This is a genomic window from Microbacterium sp. ANT_H45B (genome assembly GCF_008369345.1).
GTDB lineage: Bacteria > Actinomycetota > Actinomycetes > Actinomycetales > Microbacteriaceae > Microbacterium.
Genome location: NZ_VOBK01000001.1, coordinates 1,102,995 through 1,121,449, shown reverse-complemented (window position 1 = coordinate 1,121,449; position 18,455 = coordinate 1,102,995). Strand labels below are relative to the sequence as shown.

26 protein-coding genes are annotated in these 18,455 nt (G+C 67.5%); 4 read left to right on the top strand and 22 right to left on the bottom strand.

The genetic code is table 11. The annotated features are described in order from the left end of the window. Window positions 1-25 precede the first annotated feature (25 nt). Window positions 26-460, top strand: coding sequence for a hypothetical protein (locus tag FQ142_RS05415; protein ID WP_149422515.1), 435 nt, complete (start codon window positions 26-28; stop codon window positions 458-460). Window positions 461-499: 39 nt separating this feature from the next. Here FQ142_RS05415 and FQ142_RS05410 read toward each other — a convergent pair whose 3' ends face one another. Further along, window positions 500-1,009 (bottom strand): Lrp/AsnC family transcriptional regulator, encoded by a 510-nt coding sequence (locus FQ142_RS05410; RefSeq protein ID WP_056420040.1) that lies wholly within the window; start codon window positions 1,007-1,009, stop codon window positions 500-502. A 110-nt stretch (window positions 1,010-1,119) separates the two neighbouring features. On the opposite strand from FQ142_RS05410, the gene ald reads away from it, so the two are divergent. After that, window positions 1,120-2,214: an alanine dehydrogenase gene (ald, locus tag FQ142_RS05405; protein WP_149422514.1), complete on the top strand. Its 1,095-nt coding sequence runs from the start codon at window positions 1,120-1,122 to the stop codon at window positions 2,212-2,214. A 105-nt stretch (window positions 2,215-2,319) separates the two neighbouring features. After that, window positions 2,320-3,519 (top strand): pyridoxal phosphate-dependent aminotransferase, encoded by a 1,200-nt coding sequence (locus tag FQ142_RS05400; RefSeq protein ID WP_056420034.1) that lies wholly within the window; start codon window positions 2,320-2,322, stop codon window positions 3,517-3,519. Window positions 3,520-3,544: 25 nt separating this feature from the next. On the opposite strand, the gene FQ142_RS05395 is transcribed toward FQ142_RS05400, so the two are convergent. The 5 genes from FQ142_RS05395 to FQ142_RS05375 form a co-directional block, all read right to left on the bottom strand. Further along, window positions 3,545-3,946 carry a VOC family protein gene (locus tag FQ142_RS05395; RefSeq protein WP_056420031.1) on the bottom strand — a complete coding sequence of 134 codons (402 nt, stop codon included), beginning with the start codon at window positions 3,944-3,946 and terminating at the stop codon, window positions 3,545-3,547. A 63-nt stretch (window positions 3,947-4,009) separates the two neighbouring features. Then, entirely contained in the window at window positions 4,010-5,155 is a 1,146-nt protein-coding gene (locus FQ142_RS05390; RefSeq protein WP_301285127.1) for a UDP-N-acetylmuramate dehydrogenase, read from the bottom strand. Beyond that, window positions 5,155-5,553, bottom strand: coding sequence for a MaoC/PaaZ C-terminal domain-containing protein (locus tag FQ142_RS05385; protein WP_149422513.1), 399 nt, complete (start codon window positions 5,551-5,553; stop codon window positions 5,155-5,157). Before FQ142_RS05385 ends, FQ142_RS05390 begins: the two co-directional genes overlap by 1 nt. Beyond that, on the bottom strand, window positions 5,553-6,008 hold the full coding sequence (locus FQ142_RS05380) for a MaoC family dehydratase N-terminal domain-containing protein (RefSeq protein ID WP_056420026.1): 456 nt from the start codon (window positions 6,006-6,008) through the stop codon (window positions 5,553-5,555). Before FQ142_RS05380 ends, FQ142_RS05385 begins: the two co-directional genes overlap by 1 nt. 37 nt (window positions 6,009-6,045) lie before the next feature. After that, window positions 6,046-6,846, bottom strand: coding sequence for a sulfite exporter TauE/SafE family protein (locus FQ142_RS05375; RefSeq protein WP_149422512.1), 801 nt, complete (start codon window positions 6,844-6,846; stop codon window positions 6,046-6,048). Between the two features lie 128 nt (window positions 6,847-6,974). On the opposite strand from FQ142_RS05375, the gene FQ142_RS05370 reads away from it, so the two are divergent. Then, a complete protein-coding gene (locus FQ142_RS05370) occupies window positions 6,975-8,549 on the top strand; it encodes an AMP-binding protein (RefSeq protein ID WP_149422511.1) in 1,575 nt (524 codons plus the stop codon). 67 nt (window positions 8,550-8,616) lie between these two features. Here the strand turns inward: FQ142_RS05370 and rplQ are convergent, their stop codons facing one another. The 16 genes from rplQ to rpsH form a co-directional block, all read right to left on the bottom strand. Next, on the bottom strand, window positions 8,617-9,159 hold the full coding sequence (rplQ, locus tag FQ142_RS05365) for a 50S ribosomal protein L17 (protein ID WP_149422510.1): 543 nt from the start codon (window positions 9,157-9,159) through the stop codon (window positions 8,617-8,619). Between the two features lie 33 nt (window positions 9,160-9,192). Then, on the bottom strand, window positions 9,193-10,182 hold the full coding sequence (locus tag FQ142_RS05360) for a DNA-directed RNA polymerase subunit alpha (RefSeq protein WP_017829188.1): 990 nt from the start codon (window positions 10,180-10,182) through the stop codon (window positions 9,193-9,195). A gap of 134 nt (window positions 10,183-10,316) precedes the next feature. After that, window positions 10,317-10,715: a 30S ribosomal protein S11 gene (rpsK, locus tag FQ142_RS05355; protein ID WP_045253826.1), complete on the bottom strand. Its 399-nt coding sequence runs from the start codon at window positions 10,713-10,715 to the stop codon at window positions 10,317-10,319. Between the two features lie 31 nt (window positions 10,716-10,746). Beyond that, the gene (gene rpsM / locus FQ142_RS05350) at window positions 10,747-11,121 is read right to left on the bottom strand and encodes a 30S ribosomal protein S13 (RefSeq protein WP_045253827.1); all 375 of its coding nucleotides are present in this window, start codon (window positions 11,119-11,121) and stop codon (window positions 10,747-10,749) included. A gap of 167 nt (window positions 11,122-11,288) precedes the next feature. Continuing rightward, a complete protein-coding gene (rpmJ, locus tag FQ142_RS05345) occupies window positions 11,289-11,405 on the bottom strand; it encodes a 50S ribosomal protein L36 (protein ID WP_005050492.1) in 117 nt (38 codons plus the stop codon). Window positions 11,406-11,469: 64 nt separating this feature from the next. Further along, window positions 11,470-11,691, bottom strand: a complete 222-nt coding sequence (gene infA / locus FQ142_RS05340) for a translation initiation factor IF-1 (protein ID WP_017201569.1) — start codon at window positions 11,689-11,691, stop codon at window positions 11,470-11,472. Between the two features lie 172 nt (window positions 11,692-11,863). After that, window positions 11,864-12,532, bottom strand: a complete 669-nt coding sequence (locus FQ142_RS05335; RefSeq protein ID WP_149422509.1) for a DsbA family protein — start codon at window positions 12,530-12,532, stop codon at window positions 11,864-11,866. Between the two features lie 157 nt (window positions 12,533-12,689). Further along, window positions 12,690-13,538, bottom strand: a complete 849-nt coding sequence (gene map / locus FQ142_RS05330; RefSeq protein ID WP_149422508.1) for a type I methionyl aminopeptidase — start codon at window positions 13,536-13,538, stop codon at window positions 12,690-12,692. A gap of 9 nt (window positions 13,539-13,547) precedes the next feature. Next, entirely contained in the window at window positions 13,548-14,144 is a 597-nt protein-coding gene (locus tag FQ142_RS05325; RefSeq protein ID WP_056420004.1) for an adenylate kinase, read from the bottom strand. Next, a complete protein-coding gene (gene secY / locus FQ142_RS05320) occupies window positions 14,141-15,463 on the bottom strand; it encodes a preprotein translocase subunit SecY (RefSeq protein ID WP_149422507.1) in 1,323 nt (440 codons plus the stop codon). Before secY ends, FQ142_RS05325 begins: the two co-directional genes overlap by 4 nt. Before the next feature lie 102 nt (window positions 15,464-15,565). Then, window positions 15,566-16,192, bottom strand: a complete 627-nt coding sequence (gene rplO / locus FQ142_RS05315) for a 50S ribosomal protein L15 (RefSeq protein ID WP_082539484.1) — start codon at window positions 16,190-16,192, stop codon at window positions 15,566-15,568. Next, window positions 16,192-16,377, bottom strand: a complete 186-nt coding sequence (gene rpmD, locus FQ142_RS05310) for a 50S ribosomal protein L30 (protein WP_042538783.1) — start codon at window positions 16,375-16,377, stop codon at window positions 16,192-16,194. Before rpmD ends, rplO begins: the two co-directional genes overlap by 1 nt. Further along, window positions 16,377-17,069 (bottom strand): 30S ribosomal protein S5, encoded by a 693-nt coding sequence (gene rpsE / locus FQ142_RS05305; RefSeq protein ID WP_279625477.1) that lies wholly within the window; start codon window positions 17,067-17,069, stop codon window positions 16,377-16,379. The genes rpmD and rpsE overlap by 1 nt, the downstream gene beginning before the upstream one ends. A gap of 20 nt (window positions 17,070-17,089) precedes the next feature. Further along, window positions 17,090-17,449: a 50S ribosomal protein L18 gene (gene rplR, locus FQ142_RS05300; RefSeq protein WP_029260926.1), complete on the bottom strand. Its 360-nt coding sequence runs from the start codon at window positions 17,447-17,449 to the stop codon at window positions 17,090-17,092. Window positions 17,450-17,451: 2 nt separating this feature from the next. After that, window positions 17,452-17,988: a 50S ribosomal protein L6 gene (gene rplF / locus FQ142_RS05295; protein ID WP_045253834.1), complete on the bottom strand. Its 537-nt coding sequence runs from the start codon at window positions 17,986-17,988 to the stop codon at window positions 17,452-17,454. Between the two features lie 6 nt (window positions 17,989-17,994). Beyond that, window positions 17,995-18,393 (bottom strand): 30S ribosomal protein S8, encoded by a 399-nt coding sequence (rpsH, locus tag FQ142_RS05290; protein WP_045253835.1) that lies wholly within the window; start codon window positions 18,391-18,393, stop codon window positions 17,995-17,997. Window positions 18,394-18,455: the final 62 nt, after the last annotated feature.

Below are 18,455 nucleotides of genomic sequence, written 5' to 3'. Positions count from 1 at the left end.
GTCCACGCGGGCGTAGCCTGAGGACATGACCGACGCCTGGACCGACATCGCCGCGGAGTTCCTGCACCTCTACCCCCGCGGCACCCGACTTCTGGCCGTCGCCGGTGCGGATGCCGGGCGCTCCCGCCGGGCCGCCGACGACCTCGCCGCCGCCCTCACCGCCGCCGGGCAGTCGGTCGAGCGCGTGCACAGCGACGACGTCGACTCCCCCGCACTGCGCGACGTCGTCATCTCGCCGTTCCGCGCGAACGACACCGCGGGCGCCGTCCTGATCGTCTCGGGACCCGCCGCGCTACTGGGCCCCGAGGCTCGCGGCATGTGGAACTTCACCCTCTGGCAGCTCGCGGGCGACGAGCAGCCGCACACCATCGCCTCCGCCCTGGTGGATGTCACCGATCCCGAGCATCCGACCCGGAGGTTCGCCGACTACTGCGCCCTCCCCGCCGCGTTCGGCTCCTGACCGAGGCGGTCGCCACCGGCCTCGCCCCGATGCTCCGGCTCAGCGGAACGAGGCGGCGACGGAGTTGCGGTGGTAGTCGAACACGATGCTGGTGCGCGTGGATGCGACGCTGCTCTGCGCCGAGAGGTGCTCGAGCACGAACTCGCGCATCTCGGAGGAATCGGCGACGGCGATGTGCAGCAGGAAGTCGTCATCCCCGCCGAGGAAGAACACCTGGATCACCTGGGGAAGCACCCGCACCCGATCGGCGAACTCCACGATGCTCTCGCGCCGCCCGCTCGGTCGCAGCGTGACGCCGATCACGGCCTGCAGGCCGGCGCCCAGCATCCGCTCGTCCACACTGGCGTGGAAGCCGGTGATGACCCCTCGATCGACCAGTGCGCGCAGCCGTGAGTGGGCCGTCGAGGGGGCGACGCCGAGGTGCCCGGCGAGCTCGGCGTTCGTCATCCGCCCGTCCGCACTCAGCAGCGTGACGATGCGCGCATCGACGGCGTCGAGCGCGGGGGCCCGAAGAGTGTTCGGACGAGGGGGCTCCGCAGAGGTCTCCATGCGAACGATTATGCAGGAATTCGTCTCGATGCGAATCTTCTTCAGTGATTCTGTCGTCGGATCGACGTTTCTGCGATTCTGGGTGCACCCACACCGCACCTGGAGGATCGATGAAGATCGGCGTACCGACCGAGGTCAAGAACAACGAGAACCGCACCGCTCTCACCCCCGCGGGCACCGACCGTCTGGTGCACGAAGGCCATCGGGTGCTGGTGCAGTCCGGGGCGGGTGTCGGGTCGGGCATCTCCGACGAGGCCTACCGCGCCGCGGGTGCCGAGATCGTCGCGACGGCGGACGAGGCCTGGGGCGAGGCCGACCTGCTGATCAAGGTGAAGGAGCCCATCGCGCAGGAGTACGGCTTCCTGCGTCCCGACCTCACGCTCTTCACCTATCTCCACCTCGCCGCCGACCGCGCCCTGACGACCGCGCTGGTCGATGCGGGCACCACCGCCGTCGCCTACGAGACCGTGCAACTGCCCGACCGCAGCCTGCCGCTGCTCGTGCCCATGAGCGAGATCGCCGGCCGGCTCTCCGTGACGATGGGGTCGTACTCGCTGATGCGCTCCGCCGGAGGGCGCGGCGTGCTGATGGGCGGCATCGCCGGCACGCCCCGCGCCAAGACGGTCGTGATCGGCGGAGGCGTCGCCGGCGAGCACGCCGCCGCGAACGCACTGGGACTGGGCTCCACGGTCACCGTGATCGACATCTCCCTCCCCCGGCTCCGCGAGCTCGAGCACCGCTACGGCGGCGCGCTGCAGACCCGCGCCTCCAGCCGTTACGACATCGCCGAGGAGCTGGCGACCGCCGACCTCGTGATCGGCTCGGTGCTGATCCCCGGCGCAGCGGCGCCCAAGCTCGTCACCGACGACATGGTGGCGGCGATGAAGCCGGGCTCGGTGCTCGTCGACATCGCGATCGATCAGGGCGGATGCTTCGAGGGCTCGCGCCCGACCACGCACGATGACCCCACCTTCGCAGTGCACGACTCGATCTACTACTGCGTCGCCAACATGCCGGGTGCCGTGCCCGAGACCGCGACCCGCGCTCTGACCAACGCGACCCTGCCCTACGTCTCGGCGATCGCCGGCAAGGGCTGGGAGGCGGCAGCATCCGCGGACGCCTCGCTGGCGAAGGGCCTGAACGTGCAGGGTGGACGCATCACCCTGGATGCCGTCGCGCGAGCTCACGGGTTCACGACCGCCTGAGCGGTGCCCGCGGGAACGCGTGTCCGAGCGTGGCGCGCAAGAACACGGATTCTTGATGACGACCCACCCGGCGGTGCGACGCGTCATCCGAGTACGCTCGTAGTCGTGACCGAACGCGCTCCTCTCTCCCGCAAGCTGTCCGCCATCGCCGAATCGGCGACCCTCAAGGTCGACGCCAAGGCCAAGGCCCTCAAGGCCGACGGCAAGGCGATCATCTCCTACGCGGCGGGCGAGCCCGACTTCGCGACCCCGCAGTTCATCGTCGACGCCGCGGCCGAGGCCCTCGCCGACCCGGCGAGCTACCGGTACACCCCGGCTCCCGGCCTGCCCGCGCTCCGCGAGGCGATCGCTGCGAAGACGCTGCGCGACTCCGGCCTCGAGGTCTCGCCGAGCCAGGTCATCGTGACCAACGGCGGCAAGCAGTCCGTTTACCAGGCATTCCAGGCGGTCGTGAACCCCGGCGACGAGGTGCTGCTGCCCGCGCCGTACTGGACCACTTACCCCGAGGCCATCCGCCTCGCCGACGGCACCCCGGTCGAGGTGTTCGCCGGCGCCGACCAGGAGTACAAGGTCACCGTCGAGCAGCTCGAGGCCGCGCGCACGGCGCGCACCACCGCCCTCGTGTTCGTCTCACCGTCGAACCCCACGGGATCGGTCTACACCGCCGAGGAGACCAGGGCGATCGGCGAGTGGGCGCTCGAGCACGGCATCTGGATCATCAGCGATGAGATCTACCAGAACCTGACCTACGAGGGCGTCACGGCGACTTCGGTCGTCGAGGCCGTGCCCGAGGTCGCCGGCCAGACGATCCTCGTCAACGGCGTCGCGAAGACGTATGCGATGACCGGCTGGCGCGTGGGCTGGATGGTCGGGCCCGCCGACGCCATCAAGATCGCCGGCAACCTGCAGTCGCACCTGACGAGCAACGTGAACAACGTCGCCCAGAAGGCGGCCATCGCGGCCCTCAACGGACCGCAGACCGAGGCCGAGCAGTTCCGTGAGGCGTTCGACCGCCGTCGCCGCCTGATCGTCTCGGAGCTGTCGAAGATCGAGGGCCTCGTCGTGCCGAACCCCCTGGGCGCCTTCTACGTCTACCCCGACGTGCAGGGCCTTCTCGGCCGCACCTGGGGCGGCGTGACGCCGACCACGTCGCTCGAGCTCGCCGACCTCATCCTCGAGCAGGCCGAGGTCGCCGTGGTCCCGGGCGAGGCCTTCGGCCCGTCGGGGTACATCCGCATGTCGTACGCGCTTGGTGACGACCAGCTCCTCGAAGGCGTGCAGCGCCTGCAGCGGCTGTTCTCCTGACGCCGGCGGCCGCGCGGCACGGAGGTCAGTCCTCGTCGCGGAATCCGATGAGCCAGCGGATGCCGTACCGGTCGACGAGCGTGCCGTCGTAGTCGCCCCAGGGTCTCTTCTGCAACGGGTCGATGACGCGGCCGCCGTTCGACAGGCGGTCGAACCAGCCGGTGAGGGTCGACGCGTCGGCGGTGCCGAGCAGCGAGAGGAACATCCCACTCATCTGCACGGCGTCGTCGTCGGCCCCGGCATCGGCCCCGGCCACCTCGACCGGACCGGACAGCTGCCCGTGCGCGACCGCGTCTCCCGGGCCGTCGTGGCGACCCGCCTGCGCATAGTCGACGAGCTGCAGCTCCCCGCCGAAGACGGCGCGGTAGTGCTCCAACGCCTCAGCGGCGTTGCCGGGGAACATCAGGTACGGGATCAGTCCGCTCATGCCGCGAGTGTACGGCGAACCGTCGACGTTGTCAGTCGATCGGTCGCGGACGGCCGGGTGTGACTACAGTTCCACGCCGAGCAGCACCGGTTCGGGCTGCAGCACGAGCCCGAACTCCGCGTGCACCCGGCTCTGGATGAACCGTGCGAGCTCCGACACCTCGGCGGCTGTCGCACCGCCCCGGTTGGTGAGGGCGAGCGCATGCTTGGTCGACACGGAGGCCCGCGACCTCGGCAGCGCGAAGCCCTTGCGGATGCCTGCCTGCTCGATCAGCCACGCGGCGCTCACCTTGACGTCGGGAGTCTCGGGCTTGACCGGCGGAACGTACCCGTCGTACAGCGCGAGCGGGATCACCGTCACCGTGTCGAGATCGGGCGTCACCGGCCACCGCGGGCACTCGGGGGGCAGCGCGCGCGCCACCGCCTCGGGCACGATCGCATTCTGGAAGAACGAGCCGACGCCGTGCGTGTCGGGGTCGGCATCGTCGAGCAGCATCCCCTTGGACGCGCGGGTGGCGAGGATGCGCTCGCGCACCCAGGTCAGCGGCACGGGCGCGTCGGAATCCAACCCCAGCGCCCGGCGCAGCTGCGCGCCCTGCACGACCCGCTCCTGGGCGACCACGAGATCGACGGTCACCGAGAGGATGACGGCGCGACGCCGCGACACTCCCCCGTAGTGATGCTTGAGGACGGAGGTGCGGAATCCGAGCCCGAGTTCGGACGCGGGAACCACGGAGATCTCGCCCGTCGCCTCGTCGATCAGTTCGACCTCGACCAAGGTCTCCTGGATCTCCTGTCCGTATGCGCCGATGTTCTGCACCGGCGATGCGCCCACCGTGCCGGGGATGCCGCTCATGGCCTCGAGGCCTGCATAGCCGTGCTCGACCGCGTAGGCGACCAGGGCGTCCCAGCCGTGCCCGGCCTGCACACGCAGCCGGATGCGTCCGGCGTGCGGCGACGGGAGCTCCTCGATGCCCTGAGTGAGGATGCGGATGACGGTGCCCTCGAACGGCTCGTCGCCGATGAAGAGGTTGGAGCCGCCACCGAGGACGAACCAGTCATCGCCGCGCGACCACACGTCTCGCAGCGCCGCGACGAGCTCGTCGGTCGTCGCAGCCTCCAGCATCCGCTCCGGCGCGCCTCCGGTGCGCAGGGTCGTCAGGGTCGAGAGCGCCAGGGGCTCCCGCTCACGCACCACGCCGTCGCCCATCAGGAGGCGACGCGCAGCTGCGCCTTGACCAGCACGGTGGTCTCGTCGAACGTGACCTTGAGGTCGATGCGGGTCGAGGACTCGTCGACCGCACCCACCGTGGCCACCACGTGCAGGTCGGCACCCGCGGCCGGATCGACGACGACGGGTTTGGTGAAGCGCACTCCGTAGTCGAGGATCTCGGTGCCGGGCTCGAGCGCGGCGACGACCACGGACGAGGCGATGCCCATCGTGAGCATGCCGTGGGCGAGGACGCCGGGGAGCCCGACCGAGGCGGCGATGTCGTCGCGGTAGTGGATCGGGTTGAAGTCTCCGGAGGCGCCGGCATAACGGACGAGGGACTCGCGGGTGAGGTGGACGGTGCGCTCTGCGACGACGTCTCCGACGGCGAACGGCATCACTGTGCTCCTTCTTCGGCGCCGACCAGCAGCACGCTGGTCGCGGTGACCACGTGCGCGCCGTCGGCATCGGTGATCTCGGCGGCGCTGGTGATCATCGCGTTGCCGCCCATCATGCGGATTCCGGTGACGCTCAGCCGGCCGGTGAGCTCGTCTCCCGCGACGATCGGTCGTGTGTAGGCGAACCGCTGCTCGGCATGGATGGTGCGCGCCAGGACGATCCCGGAATCGGGCTCCCCGAGAAGCTGCTGCAGAGTGAGGTCCTGGATGACCATGGCGAAGGTCGGCGGGGCCACGACGTCGGCGAACCCGGCGGCGCGTGCCGCCTCGACGTCGAGGTGCATCGGGGCGTCGGCGAAGACGGCGCGTGCGAACTCGCGCACCTTCTCACGACCGACGAGGTACGGGGGTGTCGGAGGGAACTCACGACCGACCAGTTCTTGATTCACTGCCACCCCTCGATCCTACCGAGGGCATGCGACGTCGCCGCCCTCAGTCGCCCTTCCGGTGCCCCTTGATCGCCTTGATCGCCATCTGCACGGCGATGAAGACGAGGTATGCCGCGAACAGCATGTTGCCGAGGAGCGGGTCGATGAGCGTCGCCAGCCACGCCCCGAGCGCCGTCGTCGTGCAGGCCGAGATGCCGACGATCGCCGCGGCGGTCAGATCCACGTTGCGATTGCGGAGGTTGCCGATGGTCCCCGAGATCGCGGTGGGGATCATCATCAGCAGCGAGGTCCCCTTGGCCACGAGGTCGCTGGTGCCGAAGGCGAGCATGAGGATCGGCACCACGACGATCCCGCCGCCGACGCCGATGAGCCCGGCGAGGATGCCGGTGCACACACCGACCGCGACGAGGGCGATGCCGGTGAGCAGGTGCAGCTCGAACTCGGCGTCCCGAGACGGGATCACCAGGAACAGGCTGACGATCACGACCACGAGGAAGCCGACGAAGAACCATCGCAGCACGGTCTGCGAGATCCGCGGCAGCAATCGGGTGCCGATCTGGGCTCCGACCACCGCTCCCGCGGCGAGGATCAGCGCGGGGATCCAGGCGACCGAGTCGTTGAGCGCGTAGGAGATGACGCCGACCGTCGCGGTCGGGACGATGGCGGCGAGCGAGGTCCCGGCACCGAGTCGCTGATTGAAGTGCAGGAACAGCACGAGCAGCGGGACGATGACCGTGCCGCCGCCCACCCCGAACAGGCCGGAGAGGAGGCCCGCGAGGAGGCCGATCCCGATGAACGCCGTATAGGCACGAGGCCCTCTGTGTCGGGTCTCTGCATCAGTCACCGCATCAGCCTACTCTCGGGTCCGCCCTGCTCCGACTCTTGTACGCGCCACTGGGACCGGGTGCCGAGTTGTGCGACACTGGATCGCACCAGACGACGTCGTCGCCTCCCCGGATCGAAGGAGATCTCATGGTGCGCAGTTCCTATCCCGATATCGAGATCCCCGACGTCTCGATCCACGAGTTCCTGTTCGGCGACGTGGCGGAGGATCGCCTCGACGCCGTCGCCCTCGTCGACGGGGTCAGCGGGGCCACCACGACCTACCGCCAGCTGATCGCGCAGATCGACCTGTTCGCAGGGGCCCTCGCCGCACGCGGCGTCGGGGTGGGCACCGTGGTGGGAGTGCTGTGCCCCAACATCCCGGCGTTCGCGACGATCTTCCACGGCATCCTGCGCGCGGGAGCCACCGCGACGACGATCAACTCCCTCTACACGTCCGACGAGATCGCCAACCAGCTCACGGATGCCGACGCCTCGTGGGTCATCACCGTGTCGCCTCTGCTTGCGGGCGCGAAGGCCGCGGCTGCCGCGCTGGGCTTCGACGACGACCATGTGATCGTCCTCGACGGGGCCGACGGGCACCCCTCGCTGCCCGCTCTGCTCGGAGAGGGCAGGTCCGCCCCGGAGGTCGACTTCGACCCGGCCACGCACCTCGCAGTCCTCCCCTATTCCTCCGGCACCACCGGCAGGCCCAAGGGTGTGATGCTCACGCACCGCAACCTCATCGCGAATGTGAGCCAGTGCCGCACCACGATCTCCGTCGGCGACGGCGATCGGGTTCTCGCGGTGCTCCCGTTCTTCCACATCTACGGAATGACCGTGCTGCTGAACTTCGCCCTGCGCCAGCGGGCCGCGCTGGTCACGATGCCGAAGTTCGATCTGGGCGAGTTCCTCCGTGTCGTTCAGGAGCACCGCACGAACTGGGTGTTCATCGCCCCGCCCATCGCCGTCGCCCTGGCCAAGCATCCGCTGGTCGACCAGTTCGACACCTCGGCGATCAGGGTCGTGTTCTCGGGAGCGGCGCCTCTCGACGGCACGCTCGCGGCCGCGGTGGCCGAGCGTCTCGACTGCGTCGTCTGCCAGGGGTACGGCATGACCGAGACGAGTCCCGTGACCCATGCCATCCCGTATGACCGCCCGGAGATCGACCGGTCCTCCGTCGGGATGCTGCTCGCGAACACCGAGGCCAGGCTGCTCGCGGAAGACGGGAGCGACATCGACGCCCCCACCGACGGTGTGAGCGAGCCCGGCGAGATCCTGATCCGCGGACCGCAGGTGATGAAGGGCTACCTCAACCGCCCGGACGCGACGGCCGAGATGCTGGATGCCGACGGGTGGCTGCACACCGGCGACGTGGCCACGGTCACCCACGACGGCGTCTTCCGGATCGTCGACCGACTGAAGGAGCTCATCAAGTACAAGGGCTACCAGGTGGCGCCCGCGGTGCTCGAGGCGGTGCTGCTCGAGCATCCCGCCATCGCCGACGCCGCCGTGATCGGCGCCTTCGACGACGACGGTCAGGAGGTGCCGAAGGCGTTCGTCGTCGTACAGCAGGGCGCGGAGCTCGATGCGGATGCCGTGATGGCCCATGTCGCCGCCCACGTCGCGCCGCACGAGAAGGTCAGGCAGGTGGAATTCATCGACGCGATCCCCAAGTCGGCATCCGGCAAGATCCTGCGCAAGGACCTGCGCGCCAGGGTCTGACCCCCACCCCGAACGCGAAGAAGCCCGCCGTCCCTCTCGGGGCGGCGGGCTTCTTCGTGCGAGATGCTTACTCGGACTTCTTGGCGTCCTCGGCAGTGGCCTCGGCGGACTCGCCCTCGGCCTGCGACTCGGCGCCGGCCTCGTCAGCGGGAGCCTCCTCGACGGGAGCCTCCTCGACGGGAGCCTCCTCGACGACCTCGGCGGGCTTCTCAGCCTTGGCGGACTTCTTGGTCGACTTCGCCTTGGGGGTGACGGGCTCGAGGACGAGCTCGATCACGGCCATGGGAGCGTTGTCGCCCTTGCGGTTGCCGACCTTCGTGATGCGGGTGTAGCCACCCTCACGGTCTGCGACGAGCGGTGCGATCTCGGTGAAGAGAGTGTGCACGACGCTCTTGTCGCCGATGACCGAGAGAACGCGACGACGAGCGTGCAGGTCTCCGCGCTTGGCGAAGGTGATCAGGCGCTCGGCGAGCGGACGAAGGCGCTTGGCCTTGGTCTCGGTCGTCTTGATCGACTTGTGGGTGTACAGAGCAGCCGCGAGGTTGGCAAGCAGCAGGCGCTCGTGTGCGGGGCCGCCTCCGAGGCGGGGACCCTTAGTGGGCTTGGGCATAATCGTCTAACTCCTGGTCAGAAGGGTCGGGTATCAGAAGGACTCGTCTTCGCTGCCGCCGTAGAAGTGGGCGCCGTCGAAACCGGGCACCGAATCCTTGAGCGACAGACCGAGCGAGATGAGCTTGTCGCGCACCTCGTCGACCGACTTCTGGCCGAAATTGCGGATGTTCATGAGCTGCGTCTCCGAGAGGGCGACGAGCTCGGAAACAGTGTTGATGCCTTCACGCTTCAGGCAGTTGTACGAGCGGACCGAGAGGTCGAGGTCCTCGATCGGCATCGACAGCTCGCTGGAGTTCACTGCCTCCACCGGTGCCGGGCCGATCTCGATTCCCTCTGCCTCGACGTTCAGCTCGCGAGCGAGACCGAACAGCTCGGTGAGCGTCTTCGCAGCCGACGCGACGGCGTCGCGGGGGCTGATGGCGGACTTGGTCTCGACGTCGAGGACGAGCTTGTCGAAGTCGGTGCGCTCACCCGCACGGGTGGCGTCGACGCGGTAGCTGACCTTGAGCACCGGCGAGTAGATCGAGTCGATCGGGATCTGACCGGCCTCGGCGTACTCGTTGCGGTTCTGCGTCGCGGAGACGTAGCCACGTCCACGCTCGATCGTGAGCTCGAGCTCGAACTTCGCGGTCTCGTTGAGAGTCGCGATGACGAGCTCGGGGTTCTGGATCTCGACACCGGCCGGAGCCGAGATGTCGGCGGCGGTGACTTCGCCCGAACCGGTCTTGCGCAGGTACGCGGTGATGGGCTCGTCGCGCTCCGAGGAGACGACGAGCTGCTTGATGTTGAGGATGATCTCGGTGACATCCTCCTTCACGCCGGGGATGGTGCTGAACTCGTGCAGCACGCCGTCGATGCGAACGCTGGTGACCGCGGCGCCGGGGATCGACGACAGCAGGCTGCGACGCAGCGCGTTGCCGATCGTGTATCCGAAGCCGGGCTCCAGGGGCTCGATGATGAACCGGCTCCGGTTCTCGACGATCTTTTCCTCGGTGAGTGTCGGACGCTGTGCAATAAGCACTCTGTGTTCCTTTCGATCACATGACCGCTATATGACATGTGGTGGGGTGAGGTCTTGAGTTGTGTGAGTCGATGCCCGCGGGGCGGGCGTCGAGCCGCCCGGGCCCGAAGGCGCGGGCGGCTCGACGAGCCGGATCAGACGCGGCGACGCTTCGGCGGGCGGCAACCGTTGTGCGCCTGCGGGGTGACGTCCTGGATCGAACCGACCTCGAGGCCGGCGGCCGTCAGCGAACGGATCGCGGTCTCGCGACCCGAGCCCGGTCCCTTGACGAAGACGTCGACCTTCTTGACGCCGTGCTCCTGCGCCTGGCGGGCGGCCGACTCGGCAGCCATTCCTGCGGCGTAGGGGGTCGACTTGCGCGAGCCCTTGAAGCCCACGCCACCCGACGATGCCCAGCTGATGACAGCTCCGGACGGGTCGGTGATCGAGACGATCGTGTTGTTGAACGTCGACTTGATGTGGGCGTGGCCCAGTGCGATGTTCTTCTTTTCCTTGCGGCGCGGCTTGCGCGCGGCGGCCTTGGGTGCAGCCATGAAAGTGTTCTCCTAGTCCCTGGGGCCGCGCTTAGCGGGCCTTCTTCTTGCCTGCGACGGTGCGCTTCGGGCCCTTGCGGGTACGGGCGTTGGTCTTGGTGCGCTGACCACGGACCGGGAGGCCACGACGGTGGCGGATGCCCTCGTAGGAGCCGATCTCGACCTTGCGGCGGATGTCTGCGGCGACCTCGCGGCGCAGGTCACCCTCCACCTTGTAGGTTCCTTCGATGTGGTCGCGGAGGGCGATCAGCTGGTCGTCGCTGAGGTCCTTCACGCGGATGCTCTCATCGATGTCCGTCGCCTTGAGGATCTCGACCGAGCGGGTACGGCCGACGCCGTAGATGTAGGTAAGGGCGATCACCACGCGCTTGTCGCGCGGGATGTCAACGCCGGCAAGACGTGCCATGCGGTTCTCCTGGGTTTCTTAGAGGTGTGGAGCAGGATCGGTGCTCGGGCCTCTGCCCCGAGGTGTCCCCTCCGCCGGCTCCTGAGCCTGACGGAGGATCTGATCCTGCCGGTGTGTGTTGAGTTGTGAGTCGATCCGAAGATCCCTGTCGGCGATGCCGACGAGGGTCAGCCCTGGCGCTGCTTGTGGCGCGGGTTGCTCTTGCAGATCACCATGACGCGGCCGTGACGACGGATCACCTTGCAGTGATCGCAGATCGGCTTGACGCTGGGGTTGACCTTCATGATGTTTCCTGTTCGCTGTCTTCGTACCGCCCCGAGCTGGGGCAGGCCGTTACTTCTCGACCGATCAGCGGTAGCGGTAGACGATACGGCCGCGGGTGAGGTCGTAGGGGCTGAGCTCCACGACCACGCGGTCCTCGGGGATGATACGGATGTAGTTCTGCCGCATCTTGCCCGAGATCGTTGCCAGGACCTTGTGTCCGTTGCTCAGTTCAACGCGGAACATCGCGTTGGGAAGAGCCTCGGAGATCACGCCCTCGATCTCGATGACACCGTCTTTCTTAGCCATAGCCTCGCTGACGCTTCTGCAGACCGGTCGATCTGCGGTGGGTGGTTGGATTGCGGTTCTCGCGCCGATTCAGACACGCCGAATCAAGGCGCAAAGCACCAAGGATCTATGTTATCCGATGAAGGCGCATCCGGCAAATGGATGCGCCTTCGCCTCGACTTCCGACCGACGGTCAGCTGACCAGATCGGTGAACGTCTTGAAGTCGGTCGGGTCTTGGAGGTTCAGACGCTTGTCGTTCACCATCACCGTCGGGGTTCCCGAGATCTCATTGCTCTTGGCCTGGGAGACGCCGAACTTGCGGTAGGTCTCGTCCGTGATGCACGATGCGGCCTTGTCCGCCCCTACCTGCGTGGCGTAGTCGGCGAGCTGCTGCGTGGTCAACCCCGCGGAGTTCTCAGCCGGCTGATTGTCGAAGAGAGTCTTGGCGTAGTCGAGGTAGAGCTCCGGGTTCGACTCCGCAACGCACACGGCGGCGCCTGCCGAACGCGATGAGTACTCCGTGCCCTGCGAGTAGCGGTCGAGGATCGCGATCGGGTGGTACTCGAGAGTGATTCGGCCATCAGCAGCCGCTTCTTCGAGAGCCGCGCCGTACTGATCTTCGAAGGTCTTGCAGATGGGGCACTGGAAGTCCACGAAGACCGACACGGTGTCCTTGCCGTCTCCGAAGGAGATGGCGCCCGTGTCGGAATTGAAGGTGTCGTTGGCCTCGGGGGTCGGCCCCGGCGCGGTCGCCTGGTTGTTGAGGTTCACCACGACGAGGGCGAGGACGGCCAGCACGACCACCACTGCCGCCGAGACGCCGATCACGAACCAGTTGGTGTTGCTCTTCGCAGCTGCCATGGATCTTCCGTTTCTGTCGAGGCCCGCCCGCTGCGGGCTCGGCCTGAAATCCTCGGGTGCATGCGCACCCATACACCCATTGTGCCCGGAGAAACCTATGCGCGCGTTGTGATGATGCTCTGCACGACGATCATCGCTCAGGCCGCAGTACCGGGTGTCAGGGGATGGGAGTGGGCGTCACGCCGAAGGCGGCGAGTCCCGCCGCTCCCCCGTCTGCGGCGGTGAGCACCCAGATGCCCCCGTCATGCAGCGCGACGCTGTGCTCCCAGTGCGAGCCATCGGTGCCGTCGACGGTCGACACGGTCCAGTCGTCGTCCTCGACGAACGTCTCGTCGCTGCCCGCAGTGACCATCGGCTCGATCGCGAGCACCAGTCCCGGCTTGACCTCTGCGCCGGGATCCGGCGTGCGGTAGTTGAAGACGCTCGGCGCTTCATGCATCTTGCGGCCGATGCCGTGCCCGACGTACTCGCGGAGTATCCCGTAGGTCTCGCCGGAGACCGCTGACGGCCCCTGTGCCTCGATGAATCCCTGGATCGCGGCGCCGATGTCGCCCAGATGCGAAGCGGACGCCATCGCGGCGATACCGGCCCACATCGAGCCCTCGGTGACCCGGGACAGCTCGAGACGCTGAGCGACCAGCTCGGGACGGCTGTCATCGGGGACGACGACCGTGATCGCGCTGTCGCCGTTCCAGCCCTGGTACTGCGCTCCGCAGTCGATCGAGACGATGTCGCCCGCCTGCAGGATCCGCTCGCCGGGGATGCCGTGCACGACCTCGTCGTTCACGGAGATGCAGGTCGTGTGCCGGTAGCCGCGCACGAGCTGGAAGTTCGACTCCGCACCGCGGGCGAGGATCACCCGGTTCGCCTCGGCGTCGAGCTCGAGCGTGGTGACACCCGGCCGGATCAGCGGGCGCACGGCGTCGAGTGCCGCCGCCGTGATGAGGCCGGGTTCGACCATCGCGCGCAGCTGCGCGGCGTTCTTGTAGATCGACTTGCGGAACATCGCAGGCGATCAGGCCGCGAGGCGGAGACCGCGCGCAGCCAGCGCGGCGAAGATGCGCTCGGTGATCTCGTCGAGGGATCCGATGCCGTCGATCCGGTCGACGATGCCGCGGGGGCCGTAGACCTCGAGGATCGGCGCCGTCTCGTGCTCGTAGATGTCGAGACGGTGGGCGATCGCCTCGTCGGTGTCGTCCGAACGGCCCTGCTCCGCCGCGCGGAGCTTGAGTCGCTGGATGCTCTCGTCGCGCGACACGTCGAGCAGGATCACCGCGTCGAGCGACTCGCCGCGTCCGGCGAGGAACGCGTCGAGGTGCGCGACCTGCGCACTGTTGCGCGGATACCCGTCGAGGAGGAAGCCGTCGGCCGCGTCATCCTGAGAGAGACGATCGCGCACGATCTCGCTGGTGAGCTCGTCGGGAACCAGGTCGCCCTTGTCGAGGACCGCCGTGACCTGCTGGCCCAGCGGCGTCCCCTCCTTGATGTTCGCGCGGAAGATGTCTCCGGTCGAGACGACCGGGATCCCGTACGACTCGGCGATGCGCACGCCCTGCGTGCCCTTGCCGGACCCCTGGGGGCCGACGATCAGGAGACGAGCGGATGCCGTCATCGGAGGAGCCCTTCGTAGTGACGCTGCTGCAGCTGCGCATCGATCTGCTTGACCGTCTCAAGACCGACACCCACGATGATGAGGATCGATGCGCCACCGAACGGGAAGTTCTGGTTGGCGCCGACGGTGGCGAGGGCGATGAGCGGGATCAGCGCGATCAGACCGAGGTAGATCGAGCCGGGCAGCGTGATGCGCGTGAGCACGTAGTCGAGGTACTCGGCGGTCGGACGACCTGCGCGGATACCGGGGATGAACCCGCCGTACTTCTTCATGTTGTCGGCGACCTCGACGGGGTTGAAGGTGATCGCGACGTAGAAGTACGTGAATCCGATGATCAGCAGGAAGTACGCGGCCATGTACACCGGGTGGTTTCCCGTGGTGAAGTTGGCGCTGATCCAGGTGACCCACGCGGCCGGCTCCGAGCCGTCCTGCGGGGTGTTGAACTGGGCGATGAGCGCCGGGATGTACAGCAGCGACGAGGCGAAGATCACGGGGATCACACCGGCCATGTTGACCTTGATCGGGATGTACGTGTTGGTGCCGCCGTAGGTGCGGCGTCCGACCATGCGCTTCGCGTACTGCACGGGGATGCGCCGCTGCGACTGCTCGACGAACACGACCAGCGCCATCACGATGATTCCGACCAGGAGCACCAGAAGGAAGACCTCGAAGCCCTTGCTCTCCCAGATGAGCCACATGGCCCCGGGGAAGGTCGCGGCGATCGAGGTGAAGATCAGCAGGGACATGCCGTTGCCGATGCCGCGCTCGGTGACGAGCTCCGCGAACCACATGATGAGCCCGGTACCGGCCGTCATCGCCATGATGATGAGCAGCTGCGCCCACCACACGTCGTTGGTGAGCAGGTTCTGGCAGGCGGCGACGTCGGTGGTGCCGAACAGCTGTCCGCTGCGGGCGACGGTGACGAGGGTCGTGGACTGCAGCAGCGCGAGGGCGATGGTGAGGTACCGCGTGTACTGCGTCAGGCGGGCCTGGCCGGCCTGGCCTTCTTTGTGCAGTGCCTCGAAGTGAGGGATGACGACCCGGAGGAGCTGCGTGATGATCGTCGCGGTGATGTACGGCATGACGCCGAGCGCGAAGATCGACAGCTGGAGGAGCGCCCCGCCGGAGAAGAGGTTGACCAGCCCGAGGAGTCCTTCGGTGCCCGAGTTCTGCGCGAGGCACTCCTCGACGTTCGGGAAGTTCACGAACGGAGCAGGGACATTCGAGCCAAGTCGGTAGATGGCGACGATGGCGAGGGTGAAACCGATCTTCCGACGCAGGTCGGGCGTGCGGAAGATCCGCGCGATGGCGCTAAACAAGGACGTTCCTCCTGAAAAGGTTGCCGTCCCTGAGGGACGGCTGAAAGAACAGGCTAACCCATAAGAGGGGCCGGAGAATCTCCGACCCCTCTTATGAAGTGGTTACTTGACGGATCCGCCTGCTGCCACGATCTTCTGCTCGGCAGAACCCGAGACCTTGTCGACCGCGACGGTGAGCTTGACGGCGATGTCGCCGTCTCCGAGAACCTTGACCTTCTCGTTCTTGCGAACGGCACCCTTGGCGACCAGGTCGCTGATGGTGACATCGCCACCGGAGGGGTACAGCTCCGCGAGCTTCTCCAGGTTCACGACCTGGTACTCCACGCGGAACGGGTTCTTGAACCCGCGCAGCTTCGGGGTGCGCATGTGCAGAGGCATCTGCCCACCCTCGAAGCCGACGCGAACGGTGTTGCGAGCCTTGGTGCCCTTGGTACCGCGACCCGCCGTCTTACCCTTGGAGCCCTCACCGCGACCGACACGGGTCTTCGCGGTGTTGGATCCGGGGACCGGACGCAGGTGGTGGACCTTCAGCACGCCGGGGCGGGATGCCGGAGCATCCTTCTTCGGCGCAGCCTTCTTGGCAGCCGGCTTCGAGACGGCGTCGGCCTTGGCGTCGGACGCCTTGGCCGGTGCCTTCTTGGCTGCGGGCTTCTTGGCGGCTGCGGCCTTGGGAGCGGCAGCCTTCTTCGGGGCCTTCTCGGCGCCTTCGGCTTCGTTCTTCTCAGCCATTAGTCGATCTCCTCAACCTTGACGAGGTGGGCGACGGTCTTGACGTAACCGCGCGTCTGCGCGTCGTCGGGGCGCACGGTGCTGTCACCGATGCGCTTCAGACCGAGGCTGCGCAGCGTGTCACGCTGGTTCTGCTTCTCGCTCACCTTGGACTTGACCTGCGTGACCTTCAGGCGCGCAGCCATCAGGCACCTACCTTCTGTGCGGCGATGGCGTCAGCCTCCGCACGGACGAGACGCGCGGGTGCGACCTGGTCGAACTCGAGGCCACGACGTGCGGCGACCGCACGGGGCTCCTCGAGCTGCTTCAGGGCCGTCACCGTGGCGTGCACGATGTTGATCGTGTTCGACGAACCGAGCGACTTCGACAGCACGTCGTGGATACCGGCGCACTCGAGCACGGCGCGGACCGGACCACCGGCGATGACACCGGTACCGGCAGCGGCCGGACGGAGCAGGACGACGCCTGCTGCGGCCTCACCCTGCACGGGGTGCGGGATGGTGCTTCCGACGCGCGGAACGCGGAAGAAGTTGCGCTTGGCCTCTTCGATGCCCTTCTGGATGGCCAGAGGGACCTCACGAGCCTTGCCGTAGCCGACGCCGACCAGGCCGTTGCCGTCGCCGACGACCACGAGAGCGGTGAAGCTGAAGCGACGACCACCCTTCACGACCTTCGAGACGCGGTTGATGGTGACGACGCGCTCCAGGAACTGGTTGTCGCCGCGGTCGCGCGAGTTGCGGTCACGACCGCCACCCTGGTTGCGATCGCGACCGCCACCGCGGCGGCCCTCGCGGGCAGGCTCGGCCTGGGTCGTGCCGGCGGCCGTCTCAGAGACGACAGGAGCCGTCTCGGGAGCGGCAGCAGCCGTTTCGGTCACTTCGTTCTCCTTGTTGTCACTCACAGTGCCAGACCCCCTTCGCGGGCGCCGTCGGCGATGGCGGCGACACGACCGGCGTAGCGGTTGCCGCCACGGTCGAACACTGCCTCGGAAACGCCAGCGGCCTTCGCGCGCTCGGCGAGAAGCTCGCCGACCTTGCGGGCCTTGGCGGTCTTGTCACCCTCGAGCGAGCGCAGGTCGGTCTCGAGCGTCGAAGCCGACGCGACGGTGTGACCCTTGCTGTCGTCGACAAGCTGCACGAAGACGTGGCGAGCCGAACGGTTGACGACGAGGCGCGGACGCACCTCGGTGCCGACGACCTTCTTGCGAAGGCGGGCGTGACGACGCGCGCGGGCGTCAGACTTTGACTTGAGAGCCATGGTTACTTACCACTCTTTCCGGCCTTGCGACGCACGATCTCGCCGGCGTAGCGCACGCCCTTGCCCTTGTACGGCTCGGGCTTGCGGATCTTGCGGATGTTCGCAGCTGCCTCGCCGACAGCCTGCTTGTCGATTCCGCTGACGGTGAGCTTGTTGTTGCCCTCGACCGTGAGCGTGATGCCGGCGGGCGGGTCGATGAGGACCGGGTGCGAGAAGCCGAGGGCGAACTCGACCGAGCTGCCCTTCTGCGCCACGCGGTAACCGGTTCCGACGACCTCGAGACCCTTGGTGTAGCCCTGGGTCACGCCGATGATGTTGTTGTTGATGAGCGTGCGGGTCAGGCCGTGAAGCGACCGCGACTCGCGCTCGTCGTCGGGACGGGAGACCAGAACCTGGTTCTCCTCGACCGCGACCTCGATGGGCTTGGCGACCGTCAGGGTGAGCTCACCCTTGGGGCCCTTCACCGCGACCTCACGGCCGTCGACCGAGATGGTCACGCCCGCGGGAACGTCGATGGGAAGTCGTCCAATACGCGACATTTTCGATTACCACACGTAGGCGAGAACTTCTCCGCCCACGCCCTTCTGCTCTGCCTGACGGTCGGTGAGAAGACCGGAGGAGGTGGACAGGATGGCCACGCCGAGGCCGCCGAGGACACGGGGCAGCTCGGTGGACTTCGCGTACACGCGGAGGCCGGGCTTCGACACGCGCTTGATGCCCGCGATCGACCGCTCGCGGTTGGGGCCGTACTTCAGCTGGAGGGTGAGGTTCGAGCCGACGCGTGCGTCAGTCGTCTCCCATCCGGCGATGTAGCCCTCCTGCTGGAGGATCTCGGCGATGTGCGTCTTGAGCTTGCTCGACGGCAGGGTCACGGAATCGTGATGCGCCGAGTTCGCGTTGCGCAGACGGGTCAGCAGATCTGCGACCGGGTCTGTCATTGTCATTGTTGTTTTCCTTTGTTCATGAGGTTCCGGCTGCTGTTACACGACAGACGGCCTGCGATGAC